This window comes from Geobacillus sp. B4113_201601 (assembly GCF_001587475.1).
GTDB classification, from domain to species: domain Bacteria; phylum Bacillota; class Bacilli; order Bacillales; family Anoxybacillaceae; genus Geobacillus; species Geobacillus icigianus.
This window is the reverse complement of the sequence record NZ_LQYX01000048.1, coordinates 1-17,086: the sequence shown is the minus strand read 5'-3', so window position 1 is coordinate 17,086 and position 17,086 is coordinate 1. Positions and strand designations below refer to the sequence as shown.

Sequence of the window (17,086 nt, the reverse complement as noted above, 5' to 3'; positions counted from 1 at the left end):
AGGCGAGGCCGACCAACGAGCCGGAGCGCGGCGCCTCTTTTACTTCTCTTTTTGCACATAAGCCGCCAATTTTTCGACCGCCTCTTGCTCATCCGGGCCGTCGGCAATGAGCGTAATGACCGCGCCATGGCCGACCGCTAGGCTCATCAATCCCATGATGCTTTTCGCGTTGACCCGTTTTCCGTCCTTCTCTAAAAACACGTCGGCGGAAAAACGGTTCGCTTCTTGGACGAACAGCGCTGCCGGGCGCGCCTGCAGCCCGGTTTTTAATTTCACTTCGACTTGTTTTTCGACCATTCTCCATCTCCCCTTCACAGCGATTTATGGAAATCGATCGGCTTCCCCGCCCGCAGCCGCTCCGCGATTTCATCGATTTTGCGCAGCCGGTGGTTGATGCCGGATTTGCTGATTTTTCCGCCCGTCACCATCTCGCCAAGCTCCTTCAAGGTCACGTCTTGATGTTCGATGCGCAGTTTGGCGATTTCCCGCAGCTTTTCCGGCAGTGAATCGAGCCCGATCGTCTCATCGATGTACCGGATGTTTTCAACTTGCCGGAGCGCAGCGCCGATCGTTTTGTTTAAGTTGGCTGTTTCGCAGTTGACGAGCCGGTTGACCGAGTTGCGCATGTCGCGGACGATGCGGATGTCTTCAAAGCGGAGCAGCGCCTGATGTGCGCCGATGATGTTGAGAAACTCGGCAATTTTCTCCGCCTCTTTTAAATACGTAATAAACCCCTTTTTTCGTTCCAACGTTTTGGCGTTTAAGAAAAAGTATCTGTTCATTAATTCACATAGAGAGTGATTATGCTCTTCGTATAAGGAAAAAATCTCCAAATGATACGACGACGTCTCGGGATTGTTCACTGAACCGCCGGCCAAAAACGCTCCGCGCAAATAGGAACGTTTGCAGCATTTCTTCTTGACGAGCTCTGGGGAAATATCACGGATGAGCGAAAAGCCGCTGTCGATGATGTGGAGCTCGCGAAGCAAAGAGGCTGCACCGTCAGTGATGCGGACGATATACACGTTGTTTTTTTTCAGCCGCATTTTTTTGCGCACCAACAATTCAACGGCGGCCTCATACCCTTTTTTCAGCAACGTATAAATACGCCGGGCGATCGCCGCGTTTTCGGTCTGAACGTCAACGATCATCCGCCCGCCGGAAAACGACAAAGAACCGTTCATGCGCAGCAAAGCCGACAGCTCCGCCCGCAAGCAGCAAGGCTTCAACTCTAAATGGGTCAGTTCTTTTTTCGTTTCGGATGCGAAAGACACGGTACTCCACCTCCATTCGTTCCCCGCATCGGCCGGTTGGAGGTGCCATCTTCGGCGCGTCCATTGGAAGCAGCGCCTGACAGGCGGTGAACTTCTTCCCCCGCAACCTAATGGCGGGGAAGAAGCCCGAGAAGAAGGGCGGCGACTTTCGCCGTATTATGGCGGATCACTCCATCTTCATACGCAACGATGTCCTCGCGGATGACTTGCAATGAAAGCCCGCTGCTGTCGTCGCGCACCGGCTCAGCCCGCTCCGCTTCGTAGCGGCGGCGGATCGCTTCGGGAATCGCCCCGTTATTGACGATCACCGCGTCCAAAAACGGGCCGCCAAGATGAGCGTGAAGCGCCTCCACATGGTCGCTCACCGTATAGTGCGGCGTCTCGCCGGCCTGGGTCATAATGTTGCATATATATACTTTTTTCGCCTTGGCTTTGCACACTTCCTGCCCGATTTTCGGCACGAGCAAATTCGGCAAAATGCTCGTGTATAAGCTCCCCGGGCCGATGACAATCAAATCGGCGCTCCGAATCGCCTCAACGGTTTCCGGCAGCGGTTCAATATCTCGCGGGGTCAAAAACACCCTCTTGATTTTTTTTCCCGCATCCGGAATTTTTGACTCCCCGGAGACGATGGATCCATCTTCCATCTCGGCGTGCAGCACGACGCTTTTGTTGGCCGCCGGCAACACTTGGCCGCGCACATTGAGCACTTTGCTCATCTCGCGAATCGCCTTCATAAAGTCGCCGGTGATCGAAGTGAGCGCCGCCAAGATTAAATTGCCGAGCGAATGGCCGGATAAGCCGTTGCCGTTTTGAAAACGATGCTGAAACAGCTCGACAATGAGCGGTTCGACGTCAGACAGCGCCGCCAACACATTGCGCACGTCCCCCGGCGGCGGGACGCGCAGCTCATCGCGCAGCCGGCCGGAGCTCCCCCCGTCATCGGCAACGGTAACAATCGCGGTCAAATCGAGCGAATATTGCTTGAGCCCCCGCAACAACACGGGAAGCCCCGTTCCGCCGCCGATGACGACCAATTTCGCTGCTCGTTTGTCTCTCATCGGTTCGTTTCCTTTCTCCTCTCGATGTCCCGGTGTGAGATCACCGTTTTGTAGTCAGCCGAAAAATGGCGGGCGATATATTCCGCCAACGCGACCGAGCGATGCTGCCCGCCGGTGCAACCGATGGCGATCACCAGCTGGCTTTTTCCTTCACGCTGGTAATACGGCAGCATGAACGCCAATAAGTCAATCAATTTTTCCAAAAATTTTTGTGTTTCTCCCCATTTCAGCACATAGGACGACACTTCATCATCGAGCCCGGTCTTCGGCCGCATATGTTCAATGTAATGCGGGTTCGGCAAAAAGCGCACATCAAACACCAGATCGGCGTCAATCGGGAGGCCGTACTTAAAGCCGAACGACATGACGTTGACCGTAAATCCGGACTGCGCGTGTGTTGAAAACTGGCGGATGATTTTCTCCCGCAGCTCGCGCGGCTTGAGCCCGGTCGTATCGTAAATGATTTGCGCCCGCCCTTTAATTTCCTCCAGCAGCCTCCGTTCCAAGCGAATCCCCTCGAGCGGGGGCTCGTTCGGCGCGAGCGGATGGGTCCGCCGCGTTTCTTTATAGCGCGCGACCAACGTCGAATCTTGCGCATCCAAAAACAAAATTTGCGGAACAATCGCCGCTTGTTCAGACAGCTCATCGAGCGCCGCAAACAAATGGTCGAAAAAATCGCGGCTGCGCAAGTCCATCACAAGCGCGACTTTGTTCATTTTGTTCCCCGATTCCTTCACAAGCTCCAAAAACTTTGGCAATAGCGTCGGCGGCAAATTGTCAACGCAAAAAAAACCGAGGTCTTCAAAGCTTTGAATGGCCACCGTTTTCCCCGCCCCGGACATGCCGGTGATAATGACGAGCTGAATCGGCGGCGCTCCCCCGTTTTGCCCCATCTCCGCACCTCCTCTCCGTCAGCTCGGGTCAAGCCGATAGGAAAGCAACTCAAAATCTTCCGTATAGACGAACGTTCCATACAATATCCCATCGCCTTTGACCGCATACTCGACAATATGATAATCGCCCGGAGCCATCGGAAGCGACGGGAGCGCTTCGAGCTCATGCCAAGCGAGCGTTCCTTCTTCGGATGAGGCGACGTTTTCCCCGATGAACTCATCGGCAAAAAACGTAAACATCATCCACTCTGACACCGTCTCGCTTCCGTTTTTTATCACGATCGTAAATACCCCTTTCAGACGAGGCTGTTTCAAGTAGATGCCCGTCTCTTCCCGGTATTCGCGAATGCACGCTTCACGCACCGTCTCGCCCGGCTCCATTTTACCGCCCGGAGCGGCCCACCAGCCGCGCTTCGGCTTTTGCAAAAGCAATACGCGACCGTCTTGATACAATATGCAGTTCGTCACGCGTTGCAATTCGTTCACCTCAACTATGAGCCAACCCTTTGTCTAGTCGTTGCTATTTTCATTTTACCATAAATAGTTAAGCGTCTCCAATCGCGAAATGGTTGGAAACGAAAGCCGCCGGGAAACAGCGACGAGCGGGCGGCTAACCTCGTTTCTCCAATAGAAAAAACTCTGTCGCATCGGTATCGCCTTTCACACCCTCCCCCATTGCTCAAGAGAAGCAACCGTTTTTCACCGGCCTTCTCGGCGGTTCGTCAACAAAGGCGGGCGTACAAAAAAGAGGCGCGGACAGACGCCCGCGCCAACAGCAAGAATCTATATAAAAGGGGGTCAATTACTTACTTATAGCATACGACAACTGTGTTGCATTCGTGTTACAGCTGGGTTAAATCCCCATTACGGTTTTGTTGCGATTTCATGACCGGTTATTGGACTTGTTGCGCCTTCTGTTGTTCTTTCAACTCTTCCACGTAATGTTGGGCGCTTTGCGCGGCGATGCTGCCGTCGCCGGTCGCCGTCACGATTTGCCGGAGCGTTTTTTCGCGCACATCGCCAGCGGCAAAAATGCCCGGCACTTTCGTTTCCATTTTTTCGTTCGTGACAATATAGCCGTTTTCGTTTGTGATGCCAAGATGGGCAAACGGCTTCGAGAGCGGCACCATCCCGATGTAAATAAAGACGCCATCGCACGGGAATTCGCGTTCTTCCCCTGTCTCCGTATGCACGAGCGTCACGCTGCCGACTTTGCCGTCCTTTTCGTTGATTTGTTTGACCGTATGATTCCAGATAAAATCGATTTTCTCATTGGCGAACGCCCGATCTTGCAAAATTTTTTGCGCCCGCAGCTTGTCGCGGCGGTGAACGATCGTCACTTTCCTAGCAAAGCGCGTCAAATAGACGCCTTCCTCGACCGCTGAATCGCCGCCGCCAACGACGACCAAGTCTTTTCCTTTGAAAAATGCCCCGTCGCACACCGCACAGTAGGAAACGCCGCGGCCGCCCAGCTCCGCTTCCCCCGGCACGCCGAGCTTTTTGTATTCGGCGCCGGTGGCGATAATGACCGCGCGCGCTTTATACTGTTTGTCACCGACGACCACCGTTTTATATGACTCGCCGTCGATGATCTCCTTGACATCACCGTAAGCGTATTCGGCGCCAAATTTTTTGGCGTGTTCAAACATTTTCGTCGCCAATTCGGGGCCTAGAATCGTCTCAAATCCGGGATAGTTCTCGACTTCCTCGGTGTTGACCATCTGTCCCCCCGGAACGCCGCGCTCAATCATGAGCGTCGACAAGTTGGCGCGCGATGTATACACAGCCGCCGTTAGCCCAGCCGGCCCGGCTCCGGCGATGATGACATCGTAAATCTTTTCATCTGCCACAACGTCCACTCCTTCGCTCAAAAGTCGCTTCATTTCCATCGTATCCGAGTCGGCGGCCAACGTCTATTGATTTGCTCATACCGAGGCGTTTTCCGCGCAAATCCCGTCGGCGAGCGGCGGAGTTCCTCCTCAGGTGGAAGACAAAATGTTGCCCGTGGAACGTTTTCGTCAAAATCCCTCGCCGGCACGCGGTGATGTCCATCCTCAAACAGAGGGCGACCGCTGCCCATGGAACGTTTCCTCGCCCGCCCTCGCTCTTTGAAAGGGCTTCGAACGACCGCTGCATTAGCGAAAGTCTGTTTGACGGCCATCGCCGTTTATGGATCAAAACGGCGCGCTTTTCGCACGTATTTTTGCACTGTAGCCACCGAAAGACGGTATTTGGCGGCCATTCCTTTTTGCGTCACGCGCTCGCCTCGCTGACGGCGCCAAAGGTATTCCAACGCCGCCGCCCACGCTGCGCCGTTCGCAAACGGTTCATCTTGCGCCGACAAGCGGATAGCCATCGCAAAGGCGAAGCGACCGATCGCTTCTTTTTCCTCATTATGCGCCGAAAGCGCATCAATCATGCGACCGATGTTCACCGCCCGCATGGCGGGACCGTCAGCGCGGCCAAATAGAAAATAGTCGGCAAACGGGCGCAAGCGCGGGTCCGATGGAAGCAAGCGACTGATCGCCAACGCCAGTTCCGCTTTTCCTGCCTGCGGCGAACGGCTGAACAAATACAGCCCGTACAACTGGTCGGCCAATTCTTCTGTCTCAAGCCAGCGGACGATGCGCACAAGCGTCTCGTCGCCAAACGTACGCTCCATCCAAGGCCCTTCCCCACGCTTTTCCGGATGCAGCGCGGCAAAACGCTCCCACACTTGGCGGGCGAGCGGCTCATGGCCAGTATGATAGGCCGCGTAAGCCAGCCAATAGTAAAACGGCCCATCGGCCTCAAATCCGTATTTGTACAAGCGGTGCAGCCAACGAAACGCCACATCGAAACGCCCGACTAATGCCATGGTCGCGCCCAGCTTGTATTGATGTTCGCGAAAAAGCGGATACAAACCGGCCAACGTGTCGCCGAGCGCTGCGGTCTGCTGCTCATCGCGCAGATAATGGGCAAACACAAGCGCGTTGCAAAGCGCATGCAAATTGCCGGGATCGTGCGCCAGCACTTCCTCCAATTGGCGCTGCGCTCGCTCCACATCGCCGCTGTAAAAATAAGCGAGCGCCAAATTGTTGTGCGCCGGCCAAAATTCCGGGCGGCAGGCGATGATCGCCTTCAGCGTCTCGATCGCCTCCGCAAATTCGCCTTGCTCCAGCAAATAGCGGGCCCGCTCCTGCCAAGCCATGACCTGCTCCTGCTCCTCTGTCATCTCTTGAACGTCAAACTTGACCAGCTCAAGCAAGTCAGCGGCATCGTCGGCAAACTCGCCGTCCGGTTCATGCGTCAAATAGTGTTCGGCATATTGCCGCGCCTCTTGGAACAAGCCAAGACAGGCGAAATTGTTGGCCAAAAAGTAAAAACAGTCGTACATCGTTTCATCTAAATCATGGATGATGGCAAACAACCATTGATTGGAACTTTGGTATTCGCCGAGTTCCGACAGGACAAGAGCGAGCTGCAGAACGAACGAAGCGTCCCGTCCATCAAGACGGACGGCACGCTCCAAATATTTTTTGGCTTTGTATAAATCGCCTCGATCGTACGCTTTCATGCCTTTTTTAAAAAAATACTCCCCGCTCTGAATGAACGGCACAATCGTCGATTTTCTTGATGGTTGCTTCAGTCGTTTTCCCATTCTATCCTCCGTTGTTCGCAAACTTCATCGAACAACAGTATACCATATGAACAGCGAAAATAAGCAAGAAACTTCAGGATTCATCGCCTGCTTCTTGACAGTCCGCGCAACAGAAACAAGCGCGATTTTTAGGCCGGCTTGGCCGCTCGCCTATGCCTTTTTCGTCTCTTTGTTTGTTTTTTGCGCATGCCGCTCAGCCAGCGTCTCCAGCACCGCGTCAAGCGGCAGCTTTTGCTCGCGCAACAGCACAAGCAAATGGTACAACAAATCGGCCGCTTCCCATTTCAGCTCTTCATGGCTTCGGTTTTTCGCCGCGATGATCACTTCGGCCGCTTCTTCGCCGACCTTTTTCAAAATTTTATCGATGCCTTTTTCAAACAAATACGTTGTATACGCTCCTTCCGGCCGTTCGGCGTCGCGCTGGGCGATGATTTGTTCCAGCTCATGCAAAATCGCGAACCGGTCGGCCGCCGGCGTGCGCGCTGCGCCGTCAAGCGCACGGGAAAAGCACGAATACGTCCCCGTATGGCATGCCGGACCCGCCGGCTCCACCAACACAAGGAGCGTGTCGGCGTCGCAGTCGTAGCGGATGTCGACCACCCGCTGCACGTTCCCGGACGTCGCCCCTTTATGCCACAACGCTTGGCGCGAGCGGCTGTAAAACCACGTTTCCCCCGTTGCGAGCGTTTTTTCGAGCGACTCTTTGTTCATATAGGCGAGCATGAGCACTTCTTTGCTTTGCGCGTCTTGAACGATGGCGGGTACCAACCCGTTGTCGTCAAAGCGAATGTCGGCTGTCATCGCACGTTCACTCCTCTTTCTTTCAAGTACGCCTTCACTTGACCGACCGATGTTTCTTTGTAATGGAAAATCGACGCTGCCAGCGCCGCGTCTGCTTTTCCTTTTTCGAACGCTTCCCAAAAATGCTCGGCCTTGCCGGCGCCGCCCGAGGCGATGACCGGAACCGGGACCGCTTCGCTCACCCGCCGCGTCAACTCGAGGTCAAAGCCGTTTTTCCCGCCGTCGGCATCCATGCTCGTCAGCAAAATCTCCCCGGCGCCAAGGCGCACCGCTTCGTTCGCCCAGGCGACGACTTCCCATTCTGTTGCGTTGCGGCCGCCGTGCGTATAAACGCGCCAAGAACCGAGCGCCTGGTCGTACTTTGCATCAATGGCAACGACGATGCATTGCGAGCCGAAAAAGTCCGCCCCTTCGGTGATCAAAGCGGGATGGAGCACCGCGGCCGTGTTGAGCGACACTTTATCCGCCCCGGCGCGCAACATGCGTTTCATATCGTCAAGCGAGTGAATCCCCCCGCCGACCGTAAAGGGAATGGCGAGTTGAGCGGCGACGCGCTCGACGACATCGACCATCGTTTTCCGCCCTTCGTGCGAGGCGGAAATGTCCAAAAACACAAGCTCGTCCGCTCCTTGCTGATCGTACGCCTTCGCCAGCTCGACCGGGTCGCCGGCATCGCGCAGCTGGACAAATTGCACCCCTTTGACAACGCGGCCATCTTTTACGTCCAAGCACGGGATGATGCGCTTCGTAATCACCGCTCGTTCACCGCCTTCAGCGCTTCTGCGAGCGTAAATTGATTGGTGTACAGCGCCTTGCCGACGATCGCTCCGCCGATGCCTTGACCGGCGTATTCGCGAAGCGCGCGCAAATCGTCGAGCGAGCGCACACCGCCGGAGGCAATCACTTCTTTTCCCGTCGCCTCCGCCAGCCGGACCGCCGCAGCGATGTTTGGCCCCGACAGTGTGCCGTCGGTGGCAATATCGGTGAAAATAAACGTCTCCGCCCCCGCCTCGGCAAGCATCCTTCCGAGCTCTTCCGCTTTTACATTGGATGTCGCAAGCCAGCCTTCTATCGCCACAAAGCCATCGCGGGCATCAATGCCGATCACGATGCGGCGGCCGTATTTTTTCAACATCTCTTTCACAAACGGCGGGTCGGCAATCGCCGCGCTTCCTAAAATGACGCGGGCGACGCCGCGCTCCAAATAGTAGGCGACATCATCCTCGGTGCGAATGCCGCCGCCGACTTGGACGTTCACTGGAAACCGGCGGGCCGCTTCAATGACAAACCGGTCGTTGACGCGCCGCCCTTCTTTCGCCCCATCTAAATCGACCATATGAATCCACTCCGCCCCTTGGGCGGCGAACTGTTCGGCCATCGCGACCGGCGAATCGCCGTACACCGTTTCTTTATTGTAATCGCCTTGCAACAGGCGGACACATTTGCCGCCGCGCATATCGATCGCCGGATAAATCGTAAACGATGCCATCAGCCATTCCCCCTTCTTGTGGCGATGCCGACATAGTTGCGTAAGATGTGCATGCCGACCGCGCCGCTTTTTTCCGGGTGAAACTGTGTGCCAAACACGTGGCCGCGCCCAACGACCGCCGGGACGTCAACATCGTATTCGCTGCTGGCGAGCACGACCTCTTCGTCGCCCGGGACGACGTAATACGAATGGACAAAATACACATGCCCTTCCTCGACACCGTCAAGAAGCGGCGACGGACGATGAAAGCGAAGCTGATTCCAGCCCATGTGCGGCACTTTGTACGGCTCGCCGTCGTCCGTCACGCCCGGGAAGCGGACGACGCGGCCGCGAAGCAGCCCGAGCCCTTTTGTCGGCCCGTTTTCCTCGCTTTCGTCAAACAACAGCTGCATCCCTAAACAAATGCCGAGCAACGGCGTACCGTTTTCAGCCGCTGAACGGATAAAAGCAGCTAACCCTGTTTCGTTTAAAATGTGCATCGCATCGCGGAACGAGCCGACGCCGGGCAAAATGAGCCCGCCTGCCCGCGCTAGCTCCTCGTTGTCACCGCTCACGATATACGGGCAGCCGAGCCGCTCGAGCGCTTTGCTGACGCTGTATAAGTTGCCCATCCCATAATCGATGATCCCGATCATCGTCATCCCATTCCTTTCTTCGCTGATCCATGCCATCCCCTTGTTCAATAACGGTATGTCGGCATCCTTTTTACGGCGCTCCTTTCATGCGCAACCCTCTCCTTGCCTTCCCTGCGCTCGCGGAGCTTTCCCCGCAGGAAGCGCCGCCTTCGATTCGGACGCCTTCCCCGCGCCCACGAAGCTTTTCCCCACAGGAAGCGCCATCCTCGACCCGGACGCCTTCCCCGCGCCCGCGAAGCTTTTCCCCACAGGAAGCGCCCCCTCGACCCGGACACCTTCCCTGCGCTCGCGAAGCTTTTTCCCACGGGGGCGCCTCCTCGATCCGGACACCTTCCATGCGCTCGCGAAGCTTTTCCCCACGGGGGCGCCTCCTCGATCCGGACACCTTCCCCGCGCCCGCGAAGCTTTTCCCCACAGGAAGCGCCCCCTCGATCCGGACACCTTCCATGCGCTCGCGAAGCTTTTGCCACAGGAAGCGCCGCCTTCGATCGGTTAGAGCATCCCTTTCGTCGACGGGACGCCTTTGACGCGCGGGTCGACCATCGTCGCTTCATCGAGCGCCCGCCCGAGCGCTTTAAACACCGCTTCGATCATATGGTGGGTATTGCGCCCGTAATGAACGATGACATGCAAGTTCATCCGCGCCTCCAGCGCCAGCTTCCATAAAAACTCGTGAACGAGCTCGACATCGAACGTGCCGACTTTCGCCGCCGGAAATTCGCCGCGAAATTCCAAATGCGGGCGGTTGCTTAGATCAATCACGACTTGCGCCAGCGCATCATCCATCGGCACAAACGCGTGGCCGTACCGCTTGATTCCCTTTTTGTCGCCGAGTGCTTCTTTGATCGCCTGTCCGAGGCAAATGCCGATATCTTCGGTCGTATGGTGATCGTCAATATGCGTATCGCCTTTCGCGTCAACAAACAAGTCAAACTGGCCGTGTTTCGCAAACAAATCAAGCATATGGGTCAAAAACGGCACGCCGGTCTCGAGCTCCGTCTTCCCTTCACCGTCTAGCGAAAACGTCAGCTGAATGCTTGTCTCCTTCGTCGTTCTTGCGATCGTCGCCTCTCTCGCCATTATCGTTCCCCTCTTTCTCGTTTCAGCCGCATCTCAACCGCGCGCGCGTGCGCCTCCAGCCCCTCGAGGCGGGCAAACGCAGCGATTTTGTCGCCATGTTGTTTCAATGCCGCTTCACTGTAAACGATCACGCTTGATTTTTTCACAAACTCATCGACGCTCAAGCCGCTTGAGAATCTGGCCGTGCCGTTGGTTGGCAGCACGTGGTTCGGCCCGGCGAAATAGTCGCCGACCGGCTCAGAGCTGAAGCGGCCAAAAAACATCGCCCCGGCATGGCGAAGTTTCCCTAACAGCGCCATTGGATCCGCCGTCATCACTTCCAAATGCTCGGGCGCCAGCTCATTGACCGCCTCAACGGCCTCATCAAGCGTCTCGGTCACATAAATGGCCCCGTAGGTTTCCAGCGCCGCTTGGGCGATCTCGCGGCGCGGCAGCGTCTCAAGCTGCCGTTCCACCTCGCTCGCCACCGCCAAGGCGAGCTTCATTGACGGCGTCACCAAGATGGCTGACGCCCGCACGTCATGCTCGGCCTGTGACAACAAATCCGCCGCAATCTCATCCGGGCGGGCCGTCTCATCCGCGAGCACAACAATTTCGCTCGGCCCGGCGATCATGTCGATCGCCACATGCCCGAACACTTCCCGTTTCGCCAACGCCACATAAATGTTGCCCGGTCCGAAAATTTTATCGACCGGCCGAATCGTTTCCGTTCCATACGCCAGCGCCGCGATCGCCTGCGCGCCGCCGACTTTGTAAATTTCCGCCACCCCAAGTTCATACGCCGCCGCCAGCACCCCAGCCGGCAGCGTGCCGTTTTTGTTTGGCGGCGAGGTGATGACAATCCGCTTCACTCCCGCCACTTGCGCAGGAATGACGTTCATCAGCACGGACGACGGATAGGCGGCCGTCCCGCCCGGCACATACAGCCCGACGGCGTCAAGCGGCGTCACCTTTTGCCCGAGAATCGTGCCGTCTTCGTTCGTCATCCACCATGATTGGCGCTTTTGCCGCTCGTGATAGGCGCGAATGTGGGCCGCCGCTTCGCGAATGATCTCCAGCGTCTCTGCGCTCATGGACGCATGCGCGCGCTCCATTTCCGCTTCCGTCACCCGCAGCGAATCCAGCGTGACGCCGTCAAACCGTTCCGTATATTCTTTCAGCGCCGCATCGCCCCGGGCGCGCACCGCGGCGATGATATCGAGCACGGCTCGGCGCTGCTCCTCCGTTCCGCTTTCAATCGTCCGCCTTAGCGAGACGCCGCCTTGGATTCGTTCGATTTTCATGGCTTTTCTCCTTTCCATCCGATGGCTTTTTGGACGCTTTCCCCGTCTTTTGCGTCTCTCGTCTATGCACCGTTCCGTTTGCCTCACCGCTCGGGAATGACCGCCGCGAGCCGATCGACCAGCCGCTCGATCTCCCCGCTGTTTAACCGGTAGCTAGCCGGATTGGCAATCAGGCGCGACGTCACCTCGGCGATTCGTTCAAGCTCGACAAGCCCGTTTTCTTTCAACGTCCGCCCCGTGGAAACGATGTCCACAATCCGGTCGGCTAGACCTATGAGCGGAGCGAGTTCAATTGACCCGTTCAGGCGGATGATTTCCACTTGCTCGCCTTGTTCGCGAAAATACGTCGACGCGATGTTCGGATATTTCGTCGCCACCCTTGGGGCGATTTCATTCATCTTGACGCCGGGCAGCCCGGCGACGGCCAGATGGCAGCGGCTGATGCGCAAATCGAGCAACTCATAGACGTTTCGTTCTTCCTCCATTAAGACATCTTTTCCCGCTATGCCTAAATCCGCCACCCCGTGTTCCACATACGTCACCACATCCATCGGTTTCGCCAAAATAAAGCGCATTTGTTCCTCAGTGACATCAATGACGAGCTTGCGCGATTCGGCAAACTCCGGCGGCAGCGCATAATCCGCTCGGCGCAGCAGCTCGACCGCCTCGTCAAAAATGCGTCCTTTCGGCATCGCAATCGTCAGCATCCCGTCTTCCTCCCTGCTTGTCGTCATGCGTCAGCGCCACGCTCTCGCTAACGCCCCTTCCGTCAAACCGCCATCCCTTTAAAGATTGCGGCACGCCCGTCCGCAGGTGCGAACCAGCGGGTTGAATGGCTGTTGTCCGCGTTCTCCCACGTCGTGACGCTCATTGCCCCTCGCGCCCGCTTCGGCCAAGCAAATAGACGATCGACCGATAGCGCTGGCTGTAGGCGTCAATATCGCGAATGCCGGCGATATGCTGCAAGACGACGCGGCGCCCTTCCGCCCGTTTCGCCTCGGCGAGCTCGACCGCCTCCGCCAACCGCTCTTGGCTGAACACGATGCACTCGATCTCCTCGCGCACATCCGTCTCGCCAACCGCCTCGATCAGCCGATCGATGCGCAGGCCAAACCCCGTCGCCGGCGCCGGGCGGGAAAACTTCGCCAGCAACTCATCATACCGCCCGCCGTTGCCGATCGGGAATCCCACTTGCTCGGCGTACACTTCAAACAAAATGCCGGTGTAATAGCTCATATGGCTGACCAACGCCATATCGAGCTTCACCGCCTCGGCCACCCCATACGTCTCAAGCGCCGCAAACAGAGAGGCCACCTCATCGGCGGCTTGCTGCCCTTCCCCGCTCGAAGCCAGCGCTTTCGCCGCTTCGATCGCCTCGCGGCCGCCGCGCAAGGAAAGAAGATCCAACAGCCGCTTTTGATCGATCGACGAAAGCGGCAGCGACTTCACATGCTCGCGATAGCCGACATAATTTTTTTCATATAAGAAGCGGCGCAGCACACTCGCCCGCTCTTCATTCCCTAAAATCTCCAAAAAGAGCGCATTGACATAACCGATATGGCCGATGGCCACCGAAAAGCGGCCAAGCCCTACGCGCTTCAGCAGTGCGGCCATTAAGCTGATCACCTCGGCGTCGGCCGCCACCGTGCCATCGCCGATCAGCTCGACGCCGATCTGCTCAAACTCCGCTGGCCGCCCGCCTTCGCGCTGCTGGGCGCGAAACACGTTGGCGTTGTACGCCAACCGGAGCGGGTTGCCGTCCTCATACAGCCTTGACGCCGCCACGCGGGCGATCGGCGCCGTCATATCGGGCCGCAGTACGAGCGTGTGCCCTTGCTGGTCCAAGAGCTTAAACAGCCGATGATCGGCGATCGCCGACGCCGCGCCGACCGTTTCATAATACTCAAGCGTCGGCGTTTCGATAAACTCATAGCCCCAGCGCTCGATTTCTTCCGCCATCACCGAGCGCACCTGCTTTTTCATTTCATATAAAAACGGCAGCGTATCGCGCATGCCTAACGGTTTCTCAAACATGAACAGCCTTTTTGCCATGTCCCCACGCCCTTTATCAAAATACTTTAGTTTGCTAATATGGTAGAGAAGTGAAGTTATTAGTAGTTTACTCCTTTGCGGCCATAGCGTCAAGAGGAAACGCGCCATCAACAACAAATCGGTTTGGAATCGGGATGACCGTGACCAATTCAGGCACATCATACAGCACATGCTCGGTAAGGAAAAACTGGGCAAGCGTCGAAAAGGGAGGCTTATCACTGTCCAACTCGATCGGCTGCAGTCGAAATGACTCTTCGTTTCGGTTCGGGTCGATTGGCGGTGGTTGGAAAAACGAACGTTGATACCACTTCATCATCATATTTGCATCCTTTTTACGTAAAATATAGATCAAAGGCTAGACTCAAGATACCCCATATTTCATTCTAAAAAATCAGTGTTGACGCGCCATGTCAACTTCGTGATGTCCTCCCGCATGACGGAGACAGCCATCAAGGACATCCATGCAGGGTGTTGTCGATCTCACACCAAAAGGCAGTGGCCATTCCAAACCAAATGCAGCCTATAAGCAAAATTCGCATTTTCAAACCTAAAAAAGCAAAGGACGGCGTTTTCAAATTAACAAGCGAACAAATGGACCTGATTGACGAAAAAATCTGTAGGATGTACACTAAACTTAGAGAAGATCCAGAAAACCGTTCTTGACACTTCTGTCAAATTTTCTTTTCATAAGATTCGGAAAACAAGCATACGATAAATAATGCCCTTTGAGTTCCTTGAACTCAAGTGCGGCCAAAAATATTTTTTAACTGAACGCCGCATGTGCGGTCCAAAAGGAAAAGCCGTCCCGTTGTGGGACGGCTTTCTACGTGTTTCGCTGACTTTGCATCTTGTGAACTCTCCCTTATACACCTTCACCGAAAGTTGTTATTCCCATTCTCACCTAAACAGGTTAGACATGAAAAGCCCAATATCGTTTATCATATAGGCATGTACATGCGACGAGCCACACGCAAAAACAAAGACGGAACGACCGTAGCGTATCTCCAGCTTGCTCACAACGAATAGGATCCGAAAGCCAAATGGACGAAAGCGAAGGTGATGGGAATGGGAGGAATTTTGTTTGCCTAGTGATCGTCGAACTCAGGTAAACAATTCCCTCACTTTTTCTGGCCCCTCATTTTTCCAAACCAAAACCCGCCCCGTTCAATCGGAAGGCGGTTCGTTCGTGCGAACGATGCGCATCGGGCAGCCCGCGGCCACCGCCCCGGGCGGGACGAAATGATAAGCTATTCCTTGAATCTCAAGTTGTTTGTAAAACGTGATAAATCAACATTCCTTTCAATTGAAGGAATCGTGATCCGATATATGAGGTAACCAAATTGTCCCCCCAATGTGTTCAATATCACATCATCGACATCTACTGCTTTATAATGATAATTTAATATCAAAGAAATGAAAAACTGCATAGATTCAATCATGAATGAGCATAAACAAACAATGAAAGATACTCTTTTAAAGCTATTCACTCTATAAAATAAAAGTGGCAGATATATTCCTAGAGGAAGTAGCAACAAAAAGTTGCCCCCAATTTGTGCGAAACCTGTTCCAATTGAGTGTAACGATAATATTTTAATAATAGATAAAAAGGGAACGAAATTTATTGAGCTCTCGATATGACTTGCTTTTAAGTCATGTAACAACTCCTTTTGGAAGGGAATGGGGAACAAGGTAATACCAATAACAACAACAACATGGATGTAAAAAATAACAAAAATTAAACTTTTAGAAAATGGTATATTTTTATAATTTCGTCTAATAAGCAAAACAACTAAAGGAATAAAAAACAAGAAAACTATTGGGATATCGAAGGTTAACAAACAACTCCCCCCAAACATCGTTTTTTATTTTACTGCAGGGACGATCAAATGCTTTTTCCAGCAGACGAAAGATCAACTGGAGCTTATGCTATCGGATTCGCCACATTTGGGCGGTGAAACGGTATGGAGCAGTGGTGCTGTCCTCTTGCGTGTACAACATTGCCGAATCTCAACAAATCCTTTCCGCTGGACTGGAGCTTCTTTGGTCGCGGAAAGATTTCACGCCGTCGGGTTCATTGGTGACCGCGCAATGCAAAAGATTCCCATTGAACAGCTCCATGTCGCCAAAGGGATCCTATTAGTCTTTATAATCGCAAAAATTATTGTAATAAAAAATGCTGATCTACAGTTATTTTATATATAATTTGGAACCAGACTGACTCTTAACATATGTGCCATCTGATGTTTTCCATAGTTTTATATAATAGTCGCCCTCTCCTACATTACTCCAAGTAATTGTTTTATTTCCAGAGCGGGGAGCTTTACTGGAGCCAATATAATCATCTGACCAAAATCCATCTCTATATAAGGCTACGTTGAATGTATCTGTAGTGTCAAAAGTATTATTACAATTGTAATCACGACACGCTACCGAGTAAAACACTCCCACTAAATCTTTGCCACCTGTGAAACTTCTTGTTTGACCCGTTAAACTTGTTTCAAAAAAGTAAGATATAGAATAACTACTTCCTGCAGCCAAAGCTATTGTGGGCAGCACTAATGATAAACTAAGTGCAATTGACGAAAATATTTTTTCATAATACTCTCATCTCCTTTAAATCAATTTATCTCTATAAAAAGGAATATCTGCATATATTGTAAAATAAAACAAAGAATAAAATCAACAATTTTTTGTTCTGCCACCTAAAGTTTCATATTTTCATCATTGATCCTATATAAATCCGACTGGAAGGTTTAACTTATAGGGGACAAAAAACAGACTCTCTGTTTTTTCGTTTCTTTCCAGGCGTGTTGATTATCCAATAAAATCCAAAGGGTATAGAAAAAAGAGCACCTTTCCTGTAGAATGTGAGTAGCGA

17 protein-coding genes and 1 pseudogene are annotated in these 17,086 nt (G+C 54.0%); 1 reads left to right on the top strand and 17 read right to left on the bottom strand.

Annotation, left to right across the window (positions count from 1 at the left end):
* Window positions 1-39 precede the first annotated feature (39 nt).
* The 17 genes from B4113_RS07610 to B4113_RS07520 form a co-directional block, all read right to left on the bottom strand.
* Window positions 40-297: an HPr family phosphocarrier protein gene (locus B4113_RS07610; protein WP_033021507.1), complete on the bottom strand. Its 258-nt coding sequence runs from the start codon at window positions 295-297 to the stop codon at window positions 40-42.
* Window positions 298-311: 14 nt separating this feature from the next.
* A complete protein-coding gene (gene whiA / locus B4113_RS07605; protein ID WP_061912383.1) occupies window positions 312-1,274 on the bottom strand; it encodes a DNA-binding protein WhiA in 963 nt (320 codons plus the stop codon).
* A gap of 107 nt (window positions 1,275-1,381) precedes the next feature.
* On the bottom strand, window positions 1,382-2,335 hold the full coding sequence (gene yvcK / locus B4113_RS07600) for a YvcK family protein (RefSeq protein WP_061912382.1): 954 nt from the start codon (window positions 2,333-2,335) through the stop codon (window positions 1,382-1,384).
* Entirely contained in the window at window positions 2,332-3,228 is an 897-nt protein-coding gene (rapZ, locus tag B4113_RS07595) for an RNase adapter RapZ (RefSeq protein ID WP_061912381.1), read from the bottom strand. The genes yvcK and rapZ overlap by 4 nt, the downstream gene beginning before the upstream one ends.
* An 18-nt stretch (window positions 3,229-3,246) precedes the next feature.
* Window positions 3,247-3,705 carry an 8-oxo-dGTP diphosphatase gene (locus B4113_RS07590; protein WP_033021541.1) on the bottom strand — a complete coding sequence of 153 codons (459 nt, stop codon included), beginning with the start codon at window positions 3,703-3,705 and terminating at the stop codon, window positions 3,247-3,249.
* 416 nt (window positions 3,706-4,121) lie between these two features.
* A complete protein-coding gene (gene trxB, locus B4113_RS07585) occupies window positions 4,122-5,078 on the bottom strand; it encodes a thioredoxin-disulfide reductase (RefSeq protein ID WP_033021515.1) in 957 nt (318 codons plus the stop codon).
* Between the two features lie 317 nt (window positions 5,079-5,395).
* Complete coding sequence (locus B4113_RS07580) at window positions 5,396-6,868, bottom strand: lipopolysaccharide assembly protein LapB (protein WP_033843085.1); 1,473 nt, start codon at window positions 6,866-6,868, stop codon at window positions 5,396-5,398.
* 150 nt (window positions 6,869-7,018) lie between these two features.
* Window positions 7,019-7,669 (bottom strand): bifunctional phosphoribosyl-AMP cyclohydrolase/phosphoribosyl-ATP diphosphatase HisIE, encoded by a 651-nt coding sequence (hisIE, locus tag B4113_RS07575; protein ID WP_033843083.1) that lies wholly within the window; start codon window positions 7,667-7,669, stop codon window positions 7,019-7,021.
* On the bottom strand, window positions 7,666-8,424 hold the full coding sequence (hisF, locus tag B4113_RS07570; protein WP_033843082.1) for an imidazole glycerol phosphate synthase subunit HisF: 759 nt from the start codon (window positions 8,422-8,424) through the stop codon (window positions 7,666-7,668). The genes hisIE and hisF overlap by 4 nt, the downstream gene beginning before the upstream one ends.
* A complete protein-coding gene (hisA, locus tag B4113_RS07565; protein ID WP_033843081.1) occupies window positions 8,421-9,158 on the bottom strand; it encodes a 1-(5-phosphoribosyl)-5-[(5-phosphoribosylamino)methylideneamino]imidazole-4-carboxamide isomerase in 738 nt (245 codons plus the stop codon). Before hisA ends, hisF begins: the two co-directional genes overlap by 4 nt.
* Window positions 9,158-9,799, bottom strand: a complete 642-nt coding sequence (gene hisH / locus B4113_RS07560; protein ID WP_033844757.1) for an imidazole glycerol phosphate synthase subunit HisH — start codon at window positions 9,797-9,799, stop codon at window positions 9,158-9,160. The genes hisA and hisH overlap by 1 nt, the downstream gene beginning before the upstream one ends.
* Window positions 9,800-10,285: 486 nt before the next feature.
* Window positions 10,286-10,873, bottom strand: a complete 588-nt coding sequence (gene hisB, locus B4113_RS07550) for an imidazoleglycerol-phosphate dehydratase HisB (protein WP_031407121.1) — start codon at window positions 10,871-10,873, stop codon at window positions 10,286-10,288.
* Complete coding sequence (gene hisD, locus B4113_RS07545) at window positions 10,873-12,156, bottom strand: histidinol dehydrogenase (protein WP_061912380.1); 1,284 nt, start codon at window positions 12,154-12,156, stop codon at window positions 10,873-10,875. The genes hisB and hisD overlap by 1 nt, the downstream gene beginning before the upstream one ends.
* A gap of 83 nt (window positions 12,157-12,239) precedes the next feature.
* The gene (hisG, locus tag B4113_RS07540; protein ID WP_033021543.1) at window positions 12,240-12,863 is read right to left on the bottom strand and encodes an ATP phosphoribosyltransferase; all 624 of its coding nucleotides are present in this window, start codon (window positions 12,861-12,863) and stop codon (window positions 12,240-12,242) included.
* A 160-nt stretch (window positions 12,864-13,023) separates the two neighbouring features.
* Window positions 13,024-14,208 (bottom strand): ATP phosphoribosyltransferase regulatory subunit, encoded by a 1,185-nt coding sequence (locus B4113_RS07535; RefSeq protein WP_033021536.1) that lies wholly within the window; start codon window positions 14,206-14,208, stop codon window positions 13,024-13,026.
* Window positions 14,209-14,275: 67 nt separating this feature from the next.
* Entirely contained in the window at window positions 14,276-14,524 is a 249-nt protein-coding gene (locus tag B4113_RS07530; RefSeq protein ID WP_033021539.1) for a hypothetical protein, read from the bottom strand.
* 931 nt (window positions 14,525-15,455) lie between these two features.
* The gene (locus B4113_RS07520; RefSeq protein ID WP_227456669.1) at window positions 15,456-16,064 is read right to left on the bottom strand and encodes a VanZ family protein; all 609 of its coding nucleotides are present in this window, start codon (window positions 16,062-16,064) and stop codon (window positions 15,456-15,458) included.
* Window positions 16,065-16,068: 4 nt separating this feature from the next.
* Here B4113_RS07520 and B4113_RS20410 point away from each other — a divergent pair.
* Window positions 16,069-16,332: pseudogene (locus tag B4113_RS20410) on the top strand (IS701 family transposase); the annotation flags it as partial.
* Window positions 16,333-17,086: the final 754 nt, after the last annotated feature.

Coding starts and splice junctions, on each gene's coding strand:
- hisIE (WP_033843083.1), bottom strand. CDS start 7,669: ATGACAGCCGACATTCGCTTTGACGACAACGGGTTGGTACCCGCCATC.
- B4113_RS07530 (WP_033021539.1), bottom strand. CDS start 14,524: ATGATGAAGTGGTATCAACGTTCGTTTTTCCAACCACCGCCAATCGAC.
- hisB (WP_031407121.1), bottom strand. CDS start 10,873: ATGGCGAGAGAGGCGACGATCGCAAGAACGACGAAGGAGACAAGCATT.
- hisD (WP_061912380.1), bottom strand. CDS start 12,156: ATGAAAATCGAACGAATCCAAGGCGGCGTCTCGCTAAGGCGGACGATT.
- yvcK (WP_061912382.1), bottom strand. CDS start 2,335: ATGAGAGACAAACGAGCAGCGAAATTGGTCGTCATCGGCGGCGGAACG.
- hisH (WP_033844757.1), bottom strand. CDS start 9,799: ATGACGATGATCGGGATCATCGATTATGGGATGGGCAACTTATACAGC.
- B4113_RS07520 (WP_227456669.1), bottom strand. CDS start 16,064: ATGTTTGGGGGGAGTTGTTTGTTAACCTTCGATATCCCAATAGTTTTC.
- hisG (WP_033021543.1), bottom strand. CDS start 12,863: ATGCTGACGATTGCGATGCCGAAAGGACGCATTTTTGACGAGGCGGTC.
- hisA (WP_033843081.1), bottom strand. CDS start 9,158: ATGGCATCGTTTACGATTTATCCGGCGATCGATATGCGCGGCGGCAAA.
- B4113_RS07580 (WP_033843085.1), bottom strand. CDS start 6,868: ATGGGAAAACGACTGAAGCAACCATCAAGAAAATCGACGATTGTGCCG.
- B4113_RS07610 (WP_033021507.1), bottom strand. CDS start 297: ATGGTCGAAAAACAAGTCGAAGTGAAATTAAAAACCGGGCTGCAGGCG.
- B4113_RS07535 (WP_033021536.1), bottom strand. CDS start 14,208: ATGGCAAAAAGGCTGTTCATGTTTGAGAAACCGTTAGGCATGCGCGAT.
- rapZ (WP_061912381.1), bottom strand. CDS start 3,228: ATGGGGCAAAACGGGGGAGCGCCGCCGATTCAGCTCGTCATTATCACC.